Source organism: Pseudoxanthomonas sp. SE1 (genome assembly GCF_029542205.1).
Lineage (GTDB): Bacteria > Pseudomonadota > Gammaproteobacteria > Xanthomonadales > Xanthomonadaceae > Pseudoxanthomonas_A.
Window position 1 is genome coordinate 1,255,902 of record NZ_CP113783.1, and the last position, 18,091, is coordinate 1,273,992.

The following is an 18,091-nucleotide window of genomic DNA, read 5'->3' on the forward strand; positions in this document are numbered from 1 at the left end:
AGCCCGCATGTCCCGCACGCCGCATCCTTCATTCCTTCGACTGGCGGCGCTGCTGCTGGGGCTGTCCTCGCTCACCGCCATGGCGCAGGAAGCGCCGCGCGCACGGGCCCGCGACCTCGGTGTCGCCCCCGGCATCTTCGCCCCCGGCACGTACAACGCGATCACCGATGTCGCCGGCGTGCGCATCGGGCAGGTGACGTTGAAGGAAGGCGACACCGTGCGCACCGGCGTCACTGCGATCCTGCCGCACGCAGGCAACGTCTATCGCTCGCGCGTGCCGGCCGCGGTGCATGTCGGCAACGGATTCGGCAAGTTCATCGGCAGCACGCAGGTCAACGAACTGGGCGAGCTGGAAACGCCGATCCTGCTGACCTGCACGCTGTGCGTGTGGAAGGCCGCCGATGCGATGGCGGCATGGATGCTGGAGCGGCCCGACATGCAGCAGGTGCGTTCGCTCAACGTGGTCGTTGGCGAGACCAATGATGGTGGACTCAACGACATCCGGGCGCGGCCGGTCACGGCGGATGCCGTGCGGCGTGCACTCGAAACAGCGACCGATGGTCCGGTACGGGAAGGCAGCATCGGTGCCGGCACCGGGACGGTGGCGTTCGGCTGGAAGGGCGGCATCGGCACATCGTCGCGCAAGCTGCCCGCATCACTGGGCGGCTGGACGTTGGGCGTGCTGGTGCAGAGCAATTTCGGCGGCGTGTTGCAGGTCTCGGGTGCGCCGGTGGGACGTGAACTGGATCGTTACGCCTTCCAGAACGCCGTCGCCGTGCAGGCCGATGGACGCCGCGGCCTTGCGGACGACCGTGGCGATGGATCGATCATCATCGTCATCGCCACCGATGCACCGCTGGGCGACCGCAACCTGCGCCGCGTCGCCTCGCGCGCGATGATGGGCCTGGGCCGCACCGGCAGTTCCGCGTCCAACGGCAGTGGCGACTACATTCTGGCGTTTTCGACCGCGGAATCGGTGCGGCGCGCCTTCGATGCGCCACGGCTGGAAGCCGCAGAACTCGCCAACGAGCAGATGAGCGCGGTATTCCAGGCCAGCGTGGAAGCGGTGGAAGAGGCGATCTACAACTCGCTGTTCATGGCCACCACCGTCAGCGGCAATGGCGAGACGGTCGAGGCGATTCCGTTGGACAGGGTGCGCGAGGTGCTGCGGCGCCACGGCATTGCGCCACCGGTCCGGTAATCCATCGCGCGATCAATGCGCCACGTTGCGGATGAAGCGCAGCGGCATGTCGCCGTCGTTGCGGTAGGCGTAGTCGCGGTCGCTGGGGAAAACGAAAAAGTCGCCTGCGTCGATGGCATGTTCTCCGTCGGGCAGTTCCACCACCAGCCTGCCTTCGATGACGAAGAACATTTCATGCCATCCGGTCGGGTCGGCTGCCGACGTGTAGCGGTCGCCGGGCATCAATGTCCACGACCACAGTTCCACCTCTCGAGTGGCCGGCGCACTGGCCAGCAGCACGCCTTTCGAACCCGGCGTGCGTCCGCTCCAGACCAGGGCGTCGATGCGGTCCCGGTTCGGATTGCTCGGCGCCTTCACCAGATCGGCGAAGGTCACTTCCAGCGCTGCGGCGATCCGGTCGAGGGTATTCAGGCTGACATTGGCATCGCCGGATTCGATGCCGACCAGCATGCGGCGGCTGACATCCGCAGCATCGGCCAGCACCTGCTGGCTCAGGCCGGCTTCGGTCCGCAGGCGGCGGACGTTCTCGGCAACGTGTTCAAGTACGCTCATGGGCAGGGGTTGCGCAGTATATTGCGCACACGGTAAGCTTCGATTGCGCAATATAGTGCGCATCCCGTTCATCCTTCAAGCGCGGCGCTTCCGGCGTCCGCAGGTAGTGTCTTCATGTCCCGCCAGAATTCCCCCGCGCCCGTCCACTGGCAGCCGATCGCGCTGCTGCTCGTCGCCATGCTGTCCATCCAGGCCGGCGCGTCGATGGCGAAGGGTCTGTTCCCGGCGGTGGGTGCCACCGGCGCCACCGCGCTGCGGCTGTCGTTGGCGATGTTGATCCTGGTGGCCGTGTTCCGCCCATGGCGCGCACGCATCACGCGGACGCAATGGCCGCTGCTGCTGTTCTACGGCGCCTCGCTGGGGCTGATGAACCTGCTGTTCTACAAGTCGCTGGAAACGGTGCCGCTGGGTATCGCCGTCGCGCTGGAATTCACCGGCCCCCTCGCTGTGGCGCTGTTCGGTTCGCGCCATCTGCGCGACGTCGTCTGGGTGGCGTTGGCCGTCGCCGGGCTGGTGCTGCTGGTGCCGGAGCAGGGCGCCCAGGCAGTGGACCTCGTGGGCGTGGCGTACGCGCTCGGCGCCGGGGCGTGCTGGGCGATGTACATCGTGTTCGGCCAGAAGGCGGGCAACGCGCACGGCCCGCAGACGGTCGCGATCGGCAGTTGCATCGCCGCGGCGGTGGCGGTGCCGTTCGGTGTCGCGCACGCCGGGGCAGCGCTGCTGTCGCCCGCGTTGCTGCCCGTCGCGTTGGCGGTGGCGCTGCTGTCCACCGCGATTCCCTACAGCCTGGAGATGGTCGCGCTGACGAAGATGCCGACGCGCACCTTCGGCATGCTGATGAGCCTGGAGCCGGCCATCGCCGCGTTGTGCGGCCTGCTGTTCCTGCACGAGCGCCTGTCGCTGCTGCAGTGGCTGGCCATCGCCGCGATCATCGTCGCGTCGGCGGGTGCCGCGATGACGGCACGTCCGGTAGTGGCGGCCGCCGGCAGCGGCCAGGGTTGAGATAGCGCGCTCAGCCCAGCGGGCGCGGCCACGCATTGGCGATCTTGCAGAACAGCCGCGCCGTCTGTTCGGCATCGTAGACGGCGGAGTGTGCGTCCTCGGCATTCCAGTCGAAGCCTGCGGCCTGCACGGCGCGCGCCAGCACGGTCTGGCCATAGGCCACCCCGGCGAGCGTCACCGTATCGAACACGCTGAAGGGATGGAACGGGTTGCGCTTGTGCGCCACGCGCGTGACCGCCGCATTGAGGAAGTTCAGGTCGAAGTGGGCGTTGTGGCCCACCAGGATCGCGCGCTGGCACCCGTGCTTCTTCACCGCGGCACGCACCGGCGCGAAGACATGGTCCAACGCGTCCTTCTCGTGCCTGGCGAAACGGAACGGGTGGTCGAGGTCGATGCCGGTGACTTCCAGCGACTTGGGATCGATTTCGGTGCCGGGCGCCGGATGCAGGTGCACGCTGGCGGTCTCGCCGCAGACCAGCAATCCGTTTTCGTCCAGCTCCAGCGGCACCGCGGCCATTTCCAGCAGCGCGTGGCGGTTCCAGTCGAAACCGCCGGTTTCCACGTCAACCACCACCGGCAGGTAACCACGGAAGCGCTGGGCCATCGGGGTAATGCGGGTGGGTTCGGTGGCGTTTTCCATGCGGGGAAGGGTAGCAGACGGCGTGGCGCTTCCTCTGCTGGAAGCCCAACCGCGAGCTCGCAGTTGTAGGAGCGACGTGAGTCGCGACCGCATGAGATCGGCGTTCCGGTTCTCCCGGATATTCGCGTAGCGGTCATGCGACACCCGCCTGTCGGACGGGCACGCGTGCGCCCCGGGTCTGCGGTCGCGACTCACGTCGCTCCTGCAGGAGTCAGGGGCGCGTACCCAGCAGCGTGCCTTCTTCACGCATGCGGGAAAGCATGGCGCCCCCCTCGTGGACGAAGGCGGGCAGGTCATCCACGCCCGCTTCGACGGCGAGTTGTCGCAGCGCATCCTTGCCGGTGCGACCGCCTTCGCCCAGCAGTTCCATCAGCCGGTACACCAACGGCGAGATGGCGGCGAATCTCACCTGGTGGCGGGCATCGCGTCGGACGAGCAGGAAGGTCGGTTCGGAGGGCGCTGTGTCGGGCAGGTAGTCCGGTCCGATGCGGTGCACGGGCCAGTGATAGGCGAGCGCCCAGGCGAAGGGCGACACCACCGGCTCACCCGCGACAAGGTCGCCGTCCGGCAGGTGGGGTGGCTCGGGGTCGTCGGCGATCTGCAGCGCCAGTTCGACCCATTCGTAGTGCGCCAGCTCGCGCAGCCAGGCGGGCAGTGGGTCGTCGCGCTCCGCACGTGATTCCAGGTAGCGGATGAACTCGCGCGCGACTTCCGGGAACAGCGGCGTCCTGCTGCGATGTTCGGCATAGAACTGCCGTACCAGCGTGCGCCAGGCGTCATCACCCAGGGTCTTGCGGATCACGGGGAAGTTGCCGGCCAGCAGGTTTTCGACGTTGTTGAAGAACAGGTCACGGTAGATCGCCAGCCGTCGGTCCTCGATGCCGGGCGGCGGCGGATGCGACGACGGGTCGCGCAGGTGGCGCGACAGGGCGAACTGCTGGTCGTGCAGCGCGTCAGCCATGCAGCGCGTGTCCGTCGGAGGTCGCGTGCGCCGATTGAAGCTCGCGGATGCGCTGGACTTCCACCGCGAGCTCGGCGAGCGGCGGGAAGTTGAAATCGCGCTCCAGCAGGGTGGGGCGCACACCGTGCGTTGCGTAGGCCAGCGACAGCAGCGACCACACATCGTCCTTCACCGGCGCGCCATGCGTGTCCACCTTGAGATCATCGGCTTCGTCGTAGTGGCCGGCAATGTGGTACGAGGCGATCCGTGCCGACGGCATGCGCGTCAGGAAATCGCGTGCTTCGTAGCCATGGTTGATCGCATTGACGTAGATGTTGTTGACGTCCAGGAGCAGGTCGCAGTCCGCTTCGGACAGCACCGCGATGATGAAGTCGGCTTCGTCCATCGCCTGGTAAGGCGCGGCGTAGTAGGAGACGTTCTCCACCGCGATGCGCCGGCCGAGGGCGTCCTGCGCCTGGCGGATGTGCGCCGCGACATGCCGCACCGCTTCCTCGGTGAAGGGAATCGGCATCAGGTCGTACAGGTGGCCGTCGTCGGTGCAGTAACTCAGGTGTTCGCTGTACAGCGTCACGCCGTGCTGGTCGAGGAAGCGGCGCGTGCGGGCGAGGAACGTGTCGTCGAGCGGCGCCACGCCACCGAGCGACAGCGACAGGCCGTGGCAGGTCAGTGCATGGCGTGAGGAAAGGGTCTGCAGCGCTTCGCCGTAGCGGCCGCCCACCCCGATCCAGTTGTCGGGCGCGCATTCGAGGAAGTCGAATGCTCCAGCCGGCGCTGCCAGCAGTTCGTCCAGCAGCGCGCGGCGCAGGCCGAGGCCGGCAGAGGCGGGGAGCAGGGAAGCCGTCATCGCGCTGTGGTGACGTCCCGCCTTCCGGGGAAGGCGGGATGGTCATTCAATGAGGCCGGATCAGCCTTCCTTCTTCTTGTCGGCCCCGCACTTGCCTTCGCCACACTTGCCTTCGCCGCATTTGCCCTCGGCGCCCTTGGTGCCCGCGTGGGCCTTGTGCTCGGCCGCGTCGATGAAGCCGTCCTTGTTGGTGTCGATGCTGGCGAACGTGGCCGTCCTGTCCGGATGGGCAGCGGCGAACTCGACCTGCGAGACCTTGCCGTCCTTGTCGGTATCGGCCCTGGCCATGCCGCACTTGCCTTCGCCGCATTTGCCTTCCCCGCACTTGCCTTCGCCGGCCTTGGCGGCTTCGGGCGCGGCCAGCAGGTAGCCCTGGGCCAGCGGTTCCATCGCGAAGCTGGAACCGGCCAGCAGGATGCCGCCCGCCAGGGCAACGGCGATGGCGGCGGGCTTGGTGGTGTTCTTGGACATCGTGGTCTCTCCCGGGAATGGGCGGGGTATCCGCACCAACGTGGCGGGATTGTAGCTGCGGGACGTTAGCGGTTCGTGTGGGCAGGGGCTGGAACGGAAACGCCCCGCGATGGCGGGGCGTTCCGGGTGTTGCGGTGCGGCGAAAGGCTCAGATGGCGCCGGTGGTGCTGGTCTCGTCGCGCTTGTCGCGCGGGGGCAGGGGCTGCTCGCCGTGCACCAGGAACCAGACGTTCTCCGCGATGTTGGTGGCGTGGTCGCCGATCCGCTCCAGGTTCTTGGCCATGAACAGGAGATGCGTGCACGGCGTGATGTTGCGCGGGTCTTCCATCATGTAGGTCAACAGCTCGCGGAACAGCGCGGTGTAGTGCGCATCCAGTTCGGCATCGCGTGCGCGCACCTGGACAGCCTGTTCGGCGTCGCTGTTCTGGTAGGCCACCATCACGTCGCGTACCTGGCGGGCCGCCAGCTTGCCGAGCGCGCGCAGGCCGGTGATCTGCGGCATCGGCGGCGACACGTTGAGGGCGATCGAGCGCTTGGCGACGTTGGCCGCATAGTCGCCGATGCGCTCGATATCGGCGGGGATGCGCAGGCCGGCGAGGATCTCGCGCAGGTCGCGCGCCATCGGTCCGCGCAAGGCGAGGTGCATTACGTCATGGCTGACCTGGTGCTCGATGGCGTCGATGGCTTCGTCGTTGGCGATGATGCGCTGGGCGGCCTTGTCGTCGCGGCGCTCGACCACGTCCAGCGCGGCTTCCAACTGGGCGACGGCGGTTTCGCCCATGCGCACGATCTCGGCCACGATGCGGCGCTGTTCTTCGTCGTAGCTCTTCACGATATGGTCGTTCGGTTGGGTGTTCATGGGCGTCCTCAGCCGAAACGGCCGGTGATGTAGTCTTCCGTCTGCTGCTTGCCGGGGTTGGAGAAGATCGTCGAGGTGACGTCGTGCTCCACCAGCTCGCCCAGGTACATGAAGGCGGTGTAGTCCGATACGCGCGCCGCCTGCTGCATGTTGTGGGTGACGATGGCGATGGTGTACTGGTGCTTCAGTTCCTCGATCAGCTGTTCGATCTTGCTGGTCGAGATGGGGTCCAGCGCCGAGGTCGGCTCGTCCAGCAGGATCACGTCCGGACGCAGCGCCACCGCACGCGCGATGCACAGGCGCTGCTGCTGTCCGCCGGACAGGCCCAGCGCGCTCTGCTTCAGCTTGTCCTTGGCCTCGTCCCACAGGGCGGCCTGGCGCAGGGCCTGCTCGACGCGGTTGTCCATGTCGGCCTTGCCCAGGCGCTCGTGGTGGCGGATGCCGTACGCGACGTTCTCGTAGATGGTCATCGGGAACGGCACCGGCTTCTGGAACACCATGCCCACCTTGCTGCGCAGGCGGTTCATCGGGTACTTGGCGTCCAGGATGTTTTCCCCGTCCAGCGACACCACGCCGGTCGCGCGCAGTTTCGGATAGAGCGAGTAGATGCGGTTGAACACGCGCAGCAGCGTGGACTTGCCGCAACCGGACGGGCCGATCAGCGCGGTCACGCGCTTCTCCGGGATTTCCAGGTTGATGTTCTTCAGCGCGTGGTAGTCGCCGTAGTAGAAGTCCAGGTCCTTGGCGGCCAGCTTGACGTTGGCATGCTCGTCGGAGACGGCGCGGTCTGGCATCGCGAGGTTGAGTCGTGCGTCGTTCATGGCCGGGGTCCGGGCAACGGTAGGGGAAGTCAGGTCATTCATGGGTGATCTTGTTCCGCAGGACGATGGCGCGGGCCAGCAGGCTGATCAACAGCACGAACATGGTCAGGACAAAGGCGCCCGCCCAGGCCAGCGTGTGCCAGTTCTCGTAGGGGCTCATGGCGAACTGGAAGATCACCACCGGCACATTGGCCATCGGCGAGGTGAGATCGGTGGTCCAGTACTGGTTGTTGAGCGCGGTGAACAGCAGCGGTGCGGTTTCGCCACTGATGCGCGCCAGCGCCAGCAGGATGCCGGTCACGATGCCCGGCAGCGACGAGCGGTAGAGCACCTGCACGATCACCTTCCACTGCGGCACACCCAGCGACAACGCGGCTTCGCGCATCTGCGAAGGCACCAGCCGCAGCATCTCGTCGGTGGTGCGGACGACCACCGGCAGCACGATGAAGGCCAGCGCGATGCCGCCCGCCAGCGCCGAGAAGTGGCCCATCTGCGCGACCACCAGCGTGTACACGAACAGGCCAAGCACGATGGACGGCGCCGACAGCAGGATGTCGTTGACGAAACGCACGGATTCGCCGATCCAGCTCTTCTGCGAGTATTCGGCCAGGAAGGTGCCGGCAAGCACGCCCACCGGCGCGCCGATCGCGATGCCCAGCAGGCTCATGGCGGCACTGCCGAAGAAGGCGTTGAGCATGCCGCCGCCTTCATCGCCCGGCGGTGGCGTCATGTGCGTGAACAGGTCCATGTTCAGGCTGCTCAGGCCTTTGGTGAACGTGGTCCACAGGATCCACACCAGCCAGAACAGCCCGAACACGGTGGCCGCGATGGCGAGCGTCTGCGCCGCGATGTTCTTGAACCGGCGGACACCGTAAAGGGAAGCGCTCATCAGTTGCCCTCCCGCTTGCTGAGCTGGCGCAACATCAATCGCGCGATGGTCAGTACCACGAACGTCACCATGAACAGCACGAAGCCGAGCGCGATCAGCGAGGACAGATACATCGGCGAGTCTGCTTCGGCGAACTCGTTGGCGATGGTGGCGGCGATCGAGTTGCCGGGTTCCAGCAGCGACAGGGTCAGGCTGTGCGCATTTCCGAGCACGAAGGTCACTGCCATCGTCTCGCCCAATGCACGGCCCAGGCCAAGGAACACGCCACCGATCACCGCGGAGCGCGTGTACGGAAGCACGATGTCCCACACGACTTCCCAGCGAGTCGAGCCGAGCGCATACGCCGATTCCTTCAGGCGGCCCGGCACGGTCAGGAAGACCTCGCGCATCACCGATGAGACGAAGGGGATCACCATGATGGCCAATACCAGGCCGGCCGTGCCCATGCCCAGGCCGAGTGGCGGTCCGGAGAACAGCGCGCCGACCAGCGGAATCTGACCCATGTTTTCATCCATCCACGGGTAGATGTGTTCCGCCAGGAAGGGCACCAGCACGAACAGGCCCCACATGCCGTAGATGATGGAGGGAATGCCGGCGAGCAGCTCGATGGCCGCACCGATGGGCGTGCGGAGCCACTTGGGCGCGATTTCGGTCAGGAACATGGCGATGCCGAAACTTACCGGCACGGCGATGAGCATGGCGATGAGTGCGGTGACCAGCGTGCCGTAGATCGGTACCAGCGCACCGAAGTCCTGCAGCACCGGGTTCCAGGCATCACGCCAGAAGAACTCAAGTCCGAACTTGGCGAAGGCGGCGCGTCCGCCCCACAGCATCGAAAGCGCTGCCGAGGTCAGGGACAGCAGGACGAGAAGACCCGCACCCGTCACCAGCCAGCGGAATCCGCGGTCGGCACGGGTGTCTTTCACGTCGCGGTCACTGACTTTCGCAGCGGGCAAGGCAGCAGCATTCATCGTGGGGGTTCAACCGGAAGAGTGGTGTGCTGGGGTAAGCGTGCACGGGCCCCATGGTGGCCCGTACACGATGTCGTTCCTGTTACAGCTTGAACTCGGATGCCCAGTAGGCTTCCACCTGTTCCACCAGCGGCTTCGGCAGCGGGACGAAGTGCAACTCGTCCGCTTGCGGCTGCCCGTTCTCGAGCGCCCACTTGAAGAAATCGAACGCATCCTTGGAACGCTTGGCGTCCTTGGGCTGCTTGTACATCAGGATGAAATTGGTGGCGGCGATCGGCCAGGCATCCGCGCCGGGTGCGTTGGTGATGACCAGGCTGAAGTCCTTGGCATTGGTCCAGTCGGCGGTGGCGGCGGCCGCCTGGAAGCTGGCGGCGCTCGGCTGTACGAACGAGCCGGCGGCATTCTGCATGGCGGTGTACGCCATGCCGTTCTGCGTTGCATAGGCCAGTTCGACGTAGCCGATCGAACCCTTGATCTGCTTGACGTAGGCGGCGACGCCCTCGTTGCCCTTGCCGCCGATGCCGACCGGCCAGTTGACCGACGTGCCTTCGCCGACCTTGTCCTTCCACTCGGGGCTGACCTTGGACAGGTAGTTGACGAAATTGAAGGTGGTGCCCGAACCGTCGGAACGCTTGACCACGTTGATCTTGGTGGCGGGCAGGGGCAGGCCGGGATTCAGCGCGACCACCGCCGGGTCGTTCCAGGTCGTGATCTTGCCCAGGTAGATGTCCGCCAGCGTCGTGCCGGTCAGGCGCAGCTTGCCGCTCTCGATGCCTTCGATGTTGACGACCGGGACCACGCCACCGATGGCGGAGGGGAACTGCCCCAGGCCTGCCTGTGCGAGCTCCTCCGGCGGAAGCGGCTTGTCGGACGAGCCGAAGTCCACCGTGCCGGCCTTGATCTGGGCGATGCCGCCACCCGAGCCGATGGACTGGTAGTTGATCTTGGCGCCGGTGCTCTTGTTGTAGTCGGCGGACCAGCGGGACAGCAGCGGATAGATGAAGGTCGCGCCGGCGCCGGTGATTTCGGCGGAAATCTGCTGCACGCCTTCGGCGGGCGCGGATGCGGAGTCGCTGCCTGCCGTCGCGGCCGGCGCGTCGGTCTTGCCGCCGCAACCGGCGACGAACAGGGCAGTGGCGAGGGCCAGCGTGGCCAAGCGGGCGTTGTGGGCGTGCATGGGATCTCCGGGCGTGTCGTTTGTGATCCACGCTATGAAATGATGTTTTTGTTACAGCGTGATGACATGCTGGTCTCGCGCTGTCATGCGACAGGCCGGGCTTGTTCGATGGGCACAAAAAAGGCGGGCCCGAAGGCCCGCCTAGCGCATGCAGCTGAGGGAGGGGTGCTGCATGCCTGCCAATGCGCGGAGAGAGCGCATTGGCCTACCAGCATCAGAACTTGTAGTTCTGCGCCCAGTACGCCTCGATCTGCTTGACCAGCGGATCCGGCAGCGGCACGTAGTCGAGCGACTTGGCCTGGGCGTCACCGTTGGCGTAGGCCCAGCGGAAGAACTCCTTGGTGGCCTTGGCACGCTCCACGTTCTTCGGCTTCTTGTACATGATGATGAAGTTCGTCGCCGCTACCGGCCAGGCGTTCTCGCCCGGGGCGTTGGTCATGATCAGGTAGAAGTCCTTCGACTTGGCCCAGTCGGCACTGGCGGCGGCGGCCTGGAACGTCTCCTCGCTCGGCAGCACGAAGTTGCCGGCAGCATTCTTCATGCGGGCATAGGCCATCTTGTTCTGCAGCGCGTACGACAGCTCGACGTAGCCGATGCCACCCTTGATCTGCTTCACGTAGGCAGCGACGCCTTCGTTGCCCTTGCCGCCCACGCCGGCCGGCCACTTCACGCTGGTGCCCTCACCGACGGTGGTCTTCCATTCCGGGCTTACCTTGGACAGGTAGTTGACCCAGTTGAAGGTCGTGCCCGAGCCGTCCGAGCGGTGCACGACGGTGATCTTCTGTTCCGGCAATTGGACGCCACCGTTCAGCGCGACGATGCGCGGATCGTTCCACATCTTGACCTTGCCCAGGAAGATGTCGGCCAGCAGCGGACCGTCGAACTTCATCGCGCCAGCCTTGACGCCGGCCACGTTGACCACCGGCACCACGCCGCCGATGGCGGACGGGAACTGGCCCAGACCGTACTTGGCCAGTTCTTCCGGCTTCATCGGGGCGTCCGACGAACCGAAGTCCACCGTCGCTGCCTTGATCTGCGCAATACCACCACCCGAACCGATGGACTGGTAATTGATCTTCGTGCCGGTGGCGGTGTTGTAGTCGGCCGACCACTTGGACAGCAGCGGATAGATGAACGTCGCGCCGGCGCCGGTGATATCGGCGGCAAGCACGCCGGTCGAAAGCGTGGCGGCGAACGCCACGGCCGCCGCGCGGGCTTTGATGGATTTGAGCACTGAAGTCTCCTGGGTTTGGCAGGGTGAAAGGCACAGGCGTGCCCGTTGGGTGGCCATTCCACGACGTTTGTGTGACAGCGCCGTGTCGTGATTGCGACAGTCGCGTGACGGAACCCGGGCGATCCATGCGGGGTCGCCATGCGCCGCCCCCCGTGACTGAAGGCAAGCAGAGCCGGGCGGGCAACCGACCATCGGACTCGATCCGCCATCCGATCCCTTCTTTATAGGTGGCTGACCACTGAGGGGCCGCTGGTGGGCGTAGCGGCAGCCTCACTGTCACACGACGGTCATGAAACTCACATGTGACTGCAAGATTTCACTCCCATCCTTTAGCGCATCTTTGACGGGCGCTTAATGATTTTCGAAGGTCATCTCGAAAGTGAAGCACGGCGTCCACGAAGCCAGCGTTCTTACTCCTACTTCCACTCGGAGAGTCACCATGCGTTATTCCCTCCTGGCTGCCGCGCTTGCCGTCGCCATGGGCAGCACCAGCTTTTCGGCCGCGGCTGCCGACACCCGTGACCAGCAGATCGCCGAACTGAGGGCGCAGCTGGAAGCCATGCAGACCAAACTGCTGGAACTGGAAGAGCGTACCGACGCGCAGTCGGACGTGAACCTGGACACGGCCGCGCAGCTGGACAAGCTCAACACCGGTTCGCCGAAGATCGACACCAAGGGCGGCATCAAGGTGACCTCGGCCGACGGCAAGTTCGAAGCCTCCGTGGGCGGCCGCATCCACTTCGACACCTACGCGTTCGATCGCGATATCGCCAGCACCACCGGCACCACCGAGTTCCGCCGCGCCCGCCTGACCCTGGGCGGCAAGGCTTACGGCTGGGATTACAAGCTGGAGCAGGACTTCGGCGCCGGCACCAACCTGGACGGCCTGCGTGACGCCTACATCGCCAAGTCGGCGCTGGGCGGCAAGTTCACCATCGGTCACTTCAAGCCGTACCGCGCGATGGAAGAACTGACCAGCTCCAACGAACTGCTGGTGATGGAGCGTCCGTTCGCCTCCGCCACGGGCCTGTTCGGCGGTCGCCAGTTCCAGCAGGGCGTGGGTTACCTGCGTGCCGGCGACAACTACACCGCCGGTGCCACCGTGTTCAACCTGCGCGGCGCGGCCAGCTCGCGCAACGAAGGCATGGGTGCTTCCGGCCGCGTGACCTTCGCGCCGATCAACAACGACAACAACACCCTGCACCTGGGCGCGTGGTACAGCTACGAGAACGCCAACCAGGGTTCGGACAACCTGTCGGCCTCCTTCAACTACGCCGGTCGTCGCGGTCCGTCGCAGAACATCGCCACCACCACCGGCGCCAGCCGCAATGAAGTCACCGTGTACGCCGTCGAAGCCGCTGGCTCGTTCGGCCCGGCGTTCTTCCAGGCCGAGTACGCCGACGCCTCGTTCGGTCAGCCGCTGGGCGCGGACCAGGACGTGAAGACGTACTACGTGCAGGGCAGCTTCATGCTCAACGGTGGCCACAAGCCGTACAAGGGCGGCACCGGCGTGTTCGGCTCGCCCAAGGTCGCCGACAAGGGCCTGTGGGAGCTGACCGGTCGCTACGACTACGCGGAGAATGAAACGCTGAACCGCGAAGTCACCAGCTGGATCCTCGGCATGAACTACTACGTCAACCCGAACCTGCGCTTCATGTTCAACTACACGCAGGGCGACAACGAAGTCACCGGCGACGAGACCGCCCAGTACGCACTGCGCACGCAGTTCAGCTGGTAAGCACCGCACAGGCTGCAAACGAAAAGCCCCGGGCATGTCCCGGGGTTTTTTTATATAGGGTTTCACTGTGGGAGCGACGTAAGTCGCGATGAGGCTTTACCCGCGCCCCCATCGCGACTTACGTCGCTCCCACACAGGGTTGCCTCCGAGGCCTGCCACGGACATACCTGCGGGCGTTCACGGAGGCAGCGTCTTGTCCTTGAACCGGCAAAGGTCCCGGATCACGCATTGCGGACAATCCGGCTTGCGCGCCTTGCAGACGTAACGGCCATGCAGGATCAGCCAGTGATGCGCATCCTGCATGAACTCCGCCGGCACCACCTTCACCAGTCTGTCCTCCACCGCCCGCACATCCTTGCCGGGTGCGAGCCCGGTCCGGTTGGCGACGCGGAAGATGTGCGTGTCCACCGCCATGGTGGGCTCGCCGAACGCCGTGTTCAGCACCACGTTGGCGGTCTTGCGGCCCACGCCGGGCAAGGCTTCGAGTGCTTCGCGCGAACGTGGCACTTCGCCGCCGTGCTCGTCGAGCAGGATGCGGCAGGCGGCGATGACGTTCTTCGCTTTCGCGTTGAACAGGCCGATGGTCGAGATGTACTTCTTCAGCCCATCCTCGCCCAGCGCCAGGATGGCCGCCGGCGTATTGGCCACGGGAAACAGGCGCCGGGTCGCCTTGTTGACGCTCACGTCGGTTGCCTGCGCCGACAAGGTCACCGCGACCAGCAATTCGAATGGCGTGCCGTATTCCAGCTCGGTGGTCGGCTTCGGGTTGAGCTCGCGCAAGCGCGAGAAGAGTTCCACGACTTCCGCGCGCGTCAACGTGGCATTGCGCCGGGGCGCGCGCGTCATCGCTTCATCCTGTCGGCCGCCTTGGCCTGGGCACGCGCCAGGATCGCTGCGGCGCTGGCGGGCAGTGCGGGACGTTTGGGTGCGGAACATGCGGTGTCCGTGGTGGCCGGCGCCGCGGCCAGGCGTCGGGCTTCGCGTTCCTGGGCGCGTCGCGCCAGGCGCGCCTGCCGCAGCCGGTAGCGGCGGCGGGCGTCCCAGGCGGTACGCAGTCGCGCCTGTGCCTGCATCACCGACGTGATGGTGACGGTGTCGTCGTTGGTGCAATCGCAGGCAGCGAATGACATCAGGCCTGCCTCGATGGCGCCATCCACATCGTCTGCCATGAGCAGGGCGTGTAGAGACTGCGCGAGGTCGCACGTCGGGCAACGAGATGGTGTCAACGCCATGCCCTTCCGCTCAGCGGCCGGTGAAGGCCGGCTTGCGGCGCTCGATGAAGGCGCGGGTGCCTTCGCGCATGTCATCGGTGGCGAACATCAGGCCGAACTGGGCGGTTTCGTACTGCAAGCCTTCTTCGATGCCGCACTCGCCACCGACATTCACTGCATCGAGCGTGGCGCGCAACGCCAGCGGCGCGGACGCTGCCAGCTGGGCCGCGATCTTCGCCGTCTCCGCTTCCAGCTCCGCCACCGGCACCACGCGGGTCACGATGCCCAGTTGCAGCGCACGCTCGGCGGTAACCGGCGCGCCGAGCAGGCAAAGTTCCAGCGTGGCCGAGCGCCCGGCCAGGCGCAGCAATCGCTGGCTTCCACCGAAACCGGGGATCAGGCCGAGGTTGATCTCCGGTTGGCCCACCTTGGCGGTATCCGCGGCAATGCGGAGATGGCAGGCCATGGCCAGTTCCAGCCCACCGCCCAGGGCGAAGCCATTCACCATCGCGATGACCGGCTTGGGCAGCGTCTCGATGCAGCGCATCAGCTTTTGGCCACGCAGGGAGAAATCGCGGCCCTCCGTGGCGCGCAGGTCCGCCATTTCAGCGATGTCGGCACCTGCGACGAATGCCTTGGGGCCGGCGCCGGTCAACACTACGACCCTGACAGTGGTGTCGGCGGCCGCCGCGTCGAACGCCATCTGCAATGCATCCAGCGTGGCGGCATTGAGGGCATTCAGCTTGTCGGGGCGGTTCACGGTGATGCGGCGGACGCCTTCCGCATCGGAAACAAGGACGAGACTGTCGGACATGGGGTTTTCTGCAGTGAATTGTAAAATTTGAGTGAAGCGGGAACTCTGCCATGAAGGCCCGGTCAGACCAGGCTGTCGTCAGTGGCGGTTAAGCGCCCCGGCGGCTATCCTAGCGCGTCCATTTCCAGGCGGTATGCCGCCGCCCAATCCGGAGAGTGTGTTGATGAAGGTGCGTTCGTTAGTGGTCGCAGTTGCGGCATTCGCCATGGCCGGTAGCGCCCTGGCCCAGGACGTCTCGTCCGAGAAGGGCAAGTTGAGCTACTACTTCGGTTACGACTATGGCAACAATCTGGCCGAGCTGACCGCGCGTGGCGAACAGCTGGACATCAATTCGGTGGTGAAGGGCCTGCAGGACGCCTACGCCAAGCAGAAACCGGCGCTGACGTCCGAGCAGCTGAAGCCCGCGCTGGAGGCCTTCCAGAAGCGCGAGCAGGCCCGTGCGCAGCAGGCCAAGGCCGAGTACGACAAGGTGGCGGCCGAGAACAAGACCAAGAGCGACCAGTTCATCGGTACCTTCAAGGGTCAGCCGGGCGTGAAGTCGTTGGCCAGCGGCGTTCCCTACAAGGTGCTGGAGAATGGCAACGGTGCCAAGCCGACCCAGGCCAGCACGGTTGAACTGCTGGTGTCCGGCCCGTATCCGTTCGGCCAGCGCCCGGCCGAGGCACGCCCGGCGCAGCAGATGAAGGACCTGAAGGTCAGCGCCGTCGAGATGCCGGCCATGCGTGAAGCCCTGCTGCAGATGCCCGCAGGCGCCAAGTGGGAAGTCGCACTGCCGCCGGACAAGGCCTATGGTGCCGATCCGCGCACCGGTTTCCCGCCCAACGTGGCGGTGGTCTTCGAGATCAAGCTGGTCAGCGTCAAGTGACGCAATGACGCGTCCGCGCACCGCGCGGGCGCCTTGGTCACCGCGTCATCCCCGCGCAGGCGGGGATCCAGTGGCTGTCAAAGCAACGTTCCGTCTGCGCCGGCCTTGTGCCGGCGCAGTGCTTTCCAGCGCCGGGCAGCGTTTCCGCGCTACCCTCCGCAGGTGCCAGATGAAATGAATACCGCTTTCCGCGCCGTGCTCAGCCCATGCATCGGCGTCTGTACGCTGGACGACAACGGGTTGTGTGAAGGCTGCCTCCGTACCACATCCGAGATCGCGCGCTGGTCGCTGATGAACGATGACGAACGCCTGCGTCTGATGGAGTACGTGCTGCCTGCGCGCGAACGCGTGCGCTCGCCGCTGGAGCAGCGCTTGCGCGAAGGCGGTGCACTGCGCCGTGCACTGCATCCGCTGGGCGCCATGCCGGCCGAAGCGGGCTGGAATCACGATGATCTGGCCGACCTGCTGCCGCCGGGACCATTGGCCGAAGCCGCCGTGCTGGCGGGACTGGTTCCTCGCGACGAGGGCACCCAGGTGCTGCTGACCCGCCGCACCGATGGCCTGCGCCACCACGGCGGGCAGGTGAGCTTCCCGGGCGGACGCATCGAGCCGACCGATGCCGATGCCGTCGCGGCGGCCTTGCGCGAAAGCCACGAGGAAATCGCGTTGCCGGCGTCGCAGGTGACGCCGCTGGGCTTCCTCGATCCATTCACGACCATCAGCGGATTCCGCGTGGTGCCGGTGGTCGCGTTGGTCGATCCGGCGTTCGTGCCGGTGCCCGAACCGAATGAAGTGGCCGATGTGTTCGAAGTGCCGCTCGACTACCTGCTGTCGCCGGACAACCTCCGCCGCGTCGAAGTCGACTATCGCGGGCGCCGGCGCGTCGTGCTGGAGTACGCGTGGCCGGGACAGCGCATCTGGGGTGCGACGGCGGCCATCCTGTTCAACCTGCGACAACGGCTGGAGCAGCTTGCATGAACACGAACTGGACCACCCTGGTCGATGCGCCTGCATTGTCCGCCGTTCTCGGTGATCCGGGCCTGCGGCTGGTGGATGCGCGTTTCGTGATGCTCAACGCGGCGCCGGATGCGGGTCGCCAGGCCTACGCCGCGTCGCACCTGCCGGGCGCGGTGTACGCCGATCTGAATCTCGACCTGTCGGATCTGTCGAAGGTCGGCGAGGGTCGCCATCCGTTGCCCGACAGCGAGGTGTTCGCCCGCAGGCTGGGCGAATGGGGGATCGGGCCGGAACACCAGGTGGTGGTCTACGACGCCGGCGACGGCAGCATGGCGGCCGCGCGCCTGTGGTGGTTGTTGAGGTTGATGAGGCATCCGCGCGTGGCGGTGCTGGATGGAGGACTGGCCGCATGGCGTGCCATCGGCGGAGAGGAAACCGCGGAGGTGGCCGCGCCGCCAGCCATCGCCGCATATCCGTCGCGTATCGATGGCCGTCAGCTCGTCAGTGCGGACGAAGTCCTGGACCGGCTGGACGAGGACAGCGGCTGGCTTGTGGATGCGCGGGCGGCCGAGCGCTTCCGTGGCGACGTCGAGCCCATCGATCCGGTCGCCGGACACGTACCGGGCGCGCTCAACCGGCCGTTCGCACAGAACCTGCGCGAGGGCCGTTTCAAGCCGGCCGGGGAGCTCCACCTCGAGCTGTCTTCGCTGCTGGGCACGCGCGCTCCCGGCGACAGCGTGTTGATGTGCGGATCCGGCGTGACGGCCTGCCACCTGTTGCTTGCCTTCGAACACGCCGGCCTGCGCGGTGCGCGGGTGTATCCCGGTTCGTGGAGCGGCTGGATCAGCGATCCATCGCGTCCGGTCGCCCGCGGCGACTGACGG

At 66.1% G+C, this 18,091-nt stretch carries 20 protein-coding genes; 6 read left to right on the forward strand and 14 right to left on the reverse strand.

What is annotated here, in order from left to right; genetic code table 11:
• The first annotated feature begins 7 nt into the window (after positions 1 to 7).
• Positions 8 to 1,201 (forward strand): DmpA family aminopeptidase, encoded by a 1,194-nt coding sequence (locus OY559_RS05725; RefSeq protein ID WP_277729101.1) that lies wholly within the window; start codon positions 8 to 10, stop codon positions 1,199 to 1,201.
• 12 nt (positions 1,202 to 1,213) lie between these two features.
• Here the strand turns inward: OY559_RS05725 and OY559_RS05730 are convergent, their stop codons facing one another.
• Positions 1,214 to 1,753, reverse strand: a complete 540-nt coding sequence (locus tag OY559_RS05730) for a helix-turn-helix domain-containing protein (RefSeq protein ID WP_277729102.1) — start codon at positions 1,751 to 1,753, stop codon at positions 1,214 to 1,216.
• A 114-nt stretch (positions 1,754 to 1,867) separates the two neighbouring features.
• Here OY559_RS05730 and rhtA point away from each other — a divergent pair, with 114 nt between their 5' ends.
• Entirely contained in the window at positions 1,868 to 2,755 is an 888-nt protein-coding gene (rhtA, locus tag OY559_RS05735; protein ID WP_277729103.1) for a threonine/homoserine exporter RhtA, read from the forward strand.
• Positions 2,756 to 2,765: 10 nt separating this feature from the next.
• Here the strand turns inward: rhtA and rnt are convergent, their stop codons facing one another.
• The 10 genes from rnt to pstS (OY559_RS05785) all read right to left on the reverse strand — a co-directional run bounded on the left by rnt (position 2,766) and on the right by pstS (OY559_RS05785) (position 11,622).
• Positions 2,766 to 3,395, reverse strand: a complete 630-nt coding sequence (gene rnt, locus OY559_RS05740; RefSeq protein WP_277729104.1) for a ribonuclease T — start codon at positions 3,393 to 3,395, stop codon at positions 2,766 to 2,768.
• A gap of 211 nt (positions 3,396 to 3,606) precedes the next feature.
• Positions 3,607 to 4,356: an HvfC family RiPP maturation protein gene (locus OY559_RS05745; RefSeq protein ID WP_277729105.1), complete on the reverse strand. Its 750-nt coding sequence runs from the start codon at positions 4,354 to 4,356 to the stop codon at positions 3,607 to 3,609.
• Positions 4,349 to 5,200 (reverse strand): HvfB family MNIO-type RiPP peptide maturase, encoded by an 852-nt coding sequence (locus tag OY559_RS05750; protein ID WP_277729106.1) that lies wholly within the window; start codon positions 5,198 to 5,200, stop codon positions 4,349 to 4,351. The genes OY559_RS05745 and OY559_RS05750 overlap by 8 nt, the downstream gene beginning before the upstream one ends.
• A 60-nt stretch (positions 5,201 to 5,260) precedes the next feature.
• The gene (locus OY559_RS05755) at positions 5,261 to 5,671 is read right to left on the reverse strand and encodes an HvfA family oxazolone/thioamide-modified RiPP metallophore (protein ID WP_277729107.1); all 411 of its coding nucleotides are present in this window, start codon (positions 5,669 to 5,671) and stop codon (positions 5,261 to 5,263) included.
• Positions 5,672 to 5,819: 148 nt separating this feature from the next.
• Entirely contained in the window at positions 5,820 to 6,530 is a 711-nt protein-coding gene (phoU, locus tag OY559_RS05760; RefSeq protein ID WP_277729108.1) for a phosphate signaling complex protein PhoU, read from the reverse strand.
• An 8-nt stretch (positions 6,531 to 6,538) separates the two neighbouring features.
• On the reverse strand, positions 6,539 to 7,324 hold the full coding sequence (gene pstB, locus OY559_RS05765; RefSeq protein WP_277729935.1) for a phosphate ABC transporter ATP-binding protein PstB: 786 nt from the start codon (positions 7,322 to 7,324) through the stop codon (positions 6,539 to 6,541).
• Positions 7,325 to 7,385: 61 nt separating this feature from the next.
• Positions 7,386 to 8,240: a phosphate ABC transporter permease PstA gene (gene pstA / locus OY559_RS05770; protein ID WP_142123844.1), complete on the reverse strand. Its 855-nt coding sequence runs from the start codon at positions 8,238 to 8,240 to the stop codon at positions 7,386 to 7,388.
• Positions 8,240 to 9,211, reverse strand: coding sequence for a phosphate ABC transporter permease subunit PstC (gene pstC, locus OY559_RS05775; protein WP_277729109.1), 972 nt, complete (start codon positions 9,209 to 9,211; stop codon positions 8,240 to 8,242). Before pstC ends, pstA begins: the two co-directional genes overlap by 1 nt.
• 82 nt (positions 9,212 to 9,293) lie before the next feature.
• Entirely contained in the window at positions 9,294 to 10,388 is a 1,095-nt protein-coding gene (gene pstS / locus OY559_RS05780) for a phosphate ABC transporter substrate-binding protein PstS (protein WP_277729110.1), read from the reverse strand.
• Between the two features lie 214 nt (positions 10,389 to 10,602).
• Complete coding sequence (gene pstS, locus OY559_RS05785; protein ID WP_277729111.1) at positions 10,603 to 11,622, reverse strand: phosphate ABC transporter substrate-binding protein PstS; 1,020 nt, start codon at positions 11,620 to 11,622, stop codon at positions 10,603 to 10,605.
• A 439-nt stretch (positions 11,623 to 12,061) separates the two neighbouring features.
• Here pstS (OY559_RS05785) and OY559_RS05790 point away from each other — a divergent pair, with 439 nt between their 5' ends.
• Positions 12,062 to 13,360, forward strand: coding sequence for an OprO/OprP family phosphate-selective porin (locus OY559_RS05790; protein ID WP_277729112.1), 1,299 nt, complete (start codon positions 12,062 to 12,064; stop codon positions 13,358 to 13,360).
• A 177-nt stretch (positions 13,361 to 13,537) separates the two neighbouring features.
• Here OY559_RS05790 and nth read toward each other — a convergent pair whose 3' ends face one another.
• From nth to OY559_RS05805, 3 genes are read right to left on the reverse strand one after another with little or no spacing between them, the layout of a single operon-like run.
• A complete protein-coding gene (nth, locus tag OY559_RS05795; RefSeq protein ID WP_277729113.1) occupies positions 13,538 to 14,206 on the reverse strand; it encodes an endonuclease III in 669 nt (222 codons plus the stop codon).
• Complete coding sequence (locus tag OY559_RS05800; protein WP_277729114.1) at positions 14,203 to 14,592, reverse strand: hypothetical protein; 390 nt, start codon at positions 14,590 to 14,592, stop codon at positions 14,203 to 14,205. The genes nth and OY559_RS05800 overlap by 4 nt, the downstream gene beginning before the upstream one ends.
• A 10-nt stretch (positions 14,593 to 14,602) precedes the next feature.
• Positions 14,603 to 15,385, reverse strand: a complete 783-nt coding sequence (locus tag OY559_RS05805; protein WP_277729115.1) for an enoyl-CoA hydratase/isomerase family protein — start codon at positions 15,383 to 15,385, stop codon at positions 14,603 to 14,605.
• A 163-nt stretch (positions 15,386 to 15,548) separates the two neighbouring features.
• Between OY559_RS05805 and OY559_RS05810 the strand changes: the two genes are divergently transcribed.
• The 3 genes from OY559_RS05810 (at position 15,549) to OY559_RS05820 (ending at position 18,088) form a co-directional block, all read left to right on the forward strand.
• Positions 15,549 to 16,250, forward strand: coding sequence for an FKBP-type peptidyl-prolyl cis-trans isomerase N-terminal domain-containing protein (locus tag OY559_RS05810; protein ID WP_277729116.1), 702 nt, complete (start codon positions 15,549 to 15,551; stop codon positions 16,248 to 16,250).
• Between the two features lie 174 nt (positions 16,251 to 16,424).
• Positions 16,425 to 17,228: a CoA pyrophosphatase gene (locus OY559_RS05815; RefSeq protein WP_277729117.1), complete on the forward strand. Its 804-nt coding sequence runs from the start codon at positions 16,425 to 16,427 to the stop codon at positions 17,226 to 17,228.
• Complete coding sequence (locus tag OY559_RS05820; protein ID WP_277729118.1) at positions 17,225 to 18,088, forward strand: sulfurtransferase; 864 nt, start codon at positions 17,225 to 17,227, stop codon at positions 18,086 to 18,088. The genes OY559_RS05815 and OY559_RS05820 overlap by 4 nt, the downstream gene beginning before the upstream one ends.
• Positions 18,089 to 18,091: the final 3 nt, after the last annotated feature.

Coding starts and splice junctions, on each gene's coding strand:
- OY559_RS05725 (WP_277729101.1), top strand. CDS start 8: ATGTCCCGCACGCCGCATCCTTCATTCCTTCGACTGGCGGCGCTGCTG.
- OY559_RS05730 (WP_277729102.1), bottom strand. CDS start 1,753: ATGAGCGTACTTGAACACGTTGCCGAGAACGTCCGCCGCCTGCGGACC.
- rhtA (WP_277729103.1), top strand. CDS start 1,868: ATGTCCCGCCAGAATTCCCCCGCGCCCGTCCACTGGCAGCCGATCGCG.
- rnt (WP_277729104.1), bottom strand. CDS start 3,395: ATGGAAAACGCCACCGAACCCACCCGCATTACCCCGATGGCCCAGCGC.
- OY559_RS05745 (WP_277729105.1), bottom strand. CDS start 4,356: ATGGCTGACGCGCTGCACGACCAGCAGTTCGCCCTGTCGCGCCACCTG.
- OY559_RS05750 (WP_277729106.1), bottom strand. CDS start 5,200: ATGACGGCTTCCCTGCTCCCCGCCTCTGCCGGCCTCGGCCTGCGCCGC.
- OY559_RS05755 (WP_277729107.1), bottom strand. CDS start 5,671: ATGTCCAAGAACACCACCAAGCCCGCCGCCATCGCCGTTGCCCTGGCG.
- phoU (WP_277729108.1), bottom strand. CDS start 6,530: ATGAACACCCAACCGAACGACCATATCGTGAAGAGCTACGACGAAGAA.
- pstB (WP_277729935.1), bottom strand. CDS start 7,324: ATGCCAGACCGCGCCGTCTCCGACGAGCATGCCAACGTCAAGCTGGCC.
- pstA (WP_142123844.1), bottom strand. CDS start 8,240: ATGAGCGCTTCCCTTTACGGTGTCCGCCGGTTCAAGAACATCGCGGCG.
- pstC (WP_277729109.1), bottom strand. CDS start 9,211: ATGAATGCTGCTGCCTTGCCCGCTGCGAAAGTCAGTGACCGCGACGTG.
- pstS (WP_277729110.1), bottom strand. CDS start 10,388: ATGCACGCCCACAACGCCCGCTTGGCCACGCTGGCCCTCGCCACTGCC.
- OY559_RS05790 (WP_277729112.1), top strand. CDS start 12,062: ATGCGTTATTCCCTCCTGGCTGCCGCGCTTGCCGTCGCCATGGGCAGC.
- nth (WP_277729113.1), bottom strand. CDS start 14,206: ATGACGCGCGCGCCCCGGCGCAATGCCACGTTGACGCGCGCGGAAGTC.
- OY559_RS05800 (WP_277729114.1), bottom strand. CDS start 14,592: ATGGCGTTGACACCATCTCGTTGCCCGACGTGCGACCTCGCGCAGTCT.
- OY559_RS05805 (WP_277729115.1), bottom strand. CDS start 15,385: ATGTCCGACAGTCTCGTCCTTGTTTCCGATGCGGAAGGCGTCCGCCGC.
- OY559_RS05810 (WP_277729116.1), top strand. CDS start 15,549: ATGAAGGTGCGTTCGTTAGTGGTCGCAGTTGCGGCATTCGCCATGGCC.
- OY559_RS05815 (WP_277729117.1), top strand. CDS start 16,425: ATGAATACCGCTTTCCGCGCCGTGCTCAGCCCATGCATCGGCGTCTGT.
- OY559_RS05820 (WP_277729118.1), top strand. CDS start 17,225: ATGAACACGAACTGGACCACCCTGGTCGATGCGCCTGCATTGTCCGCC.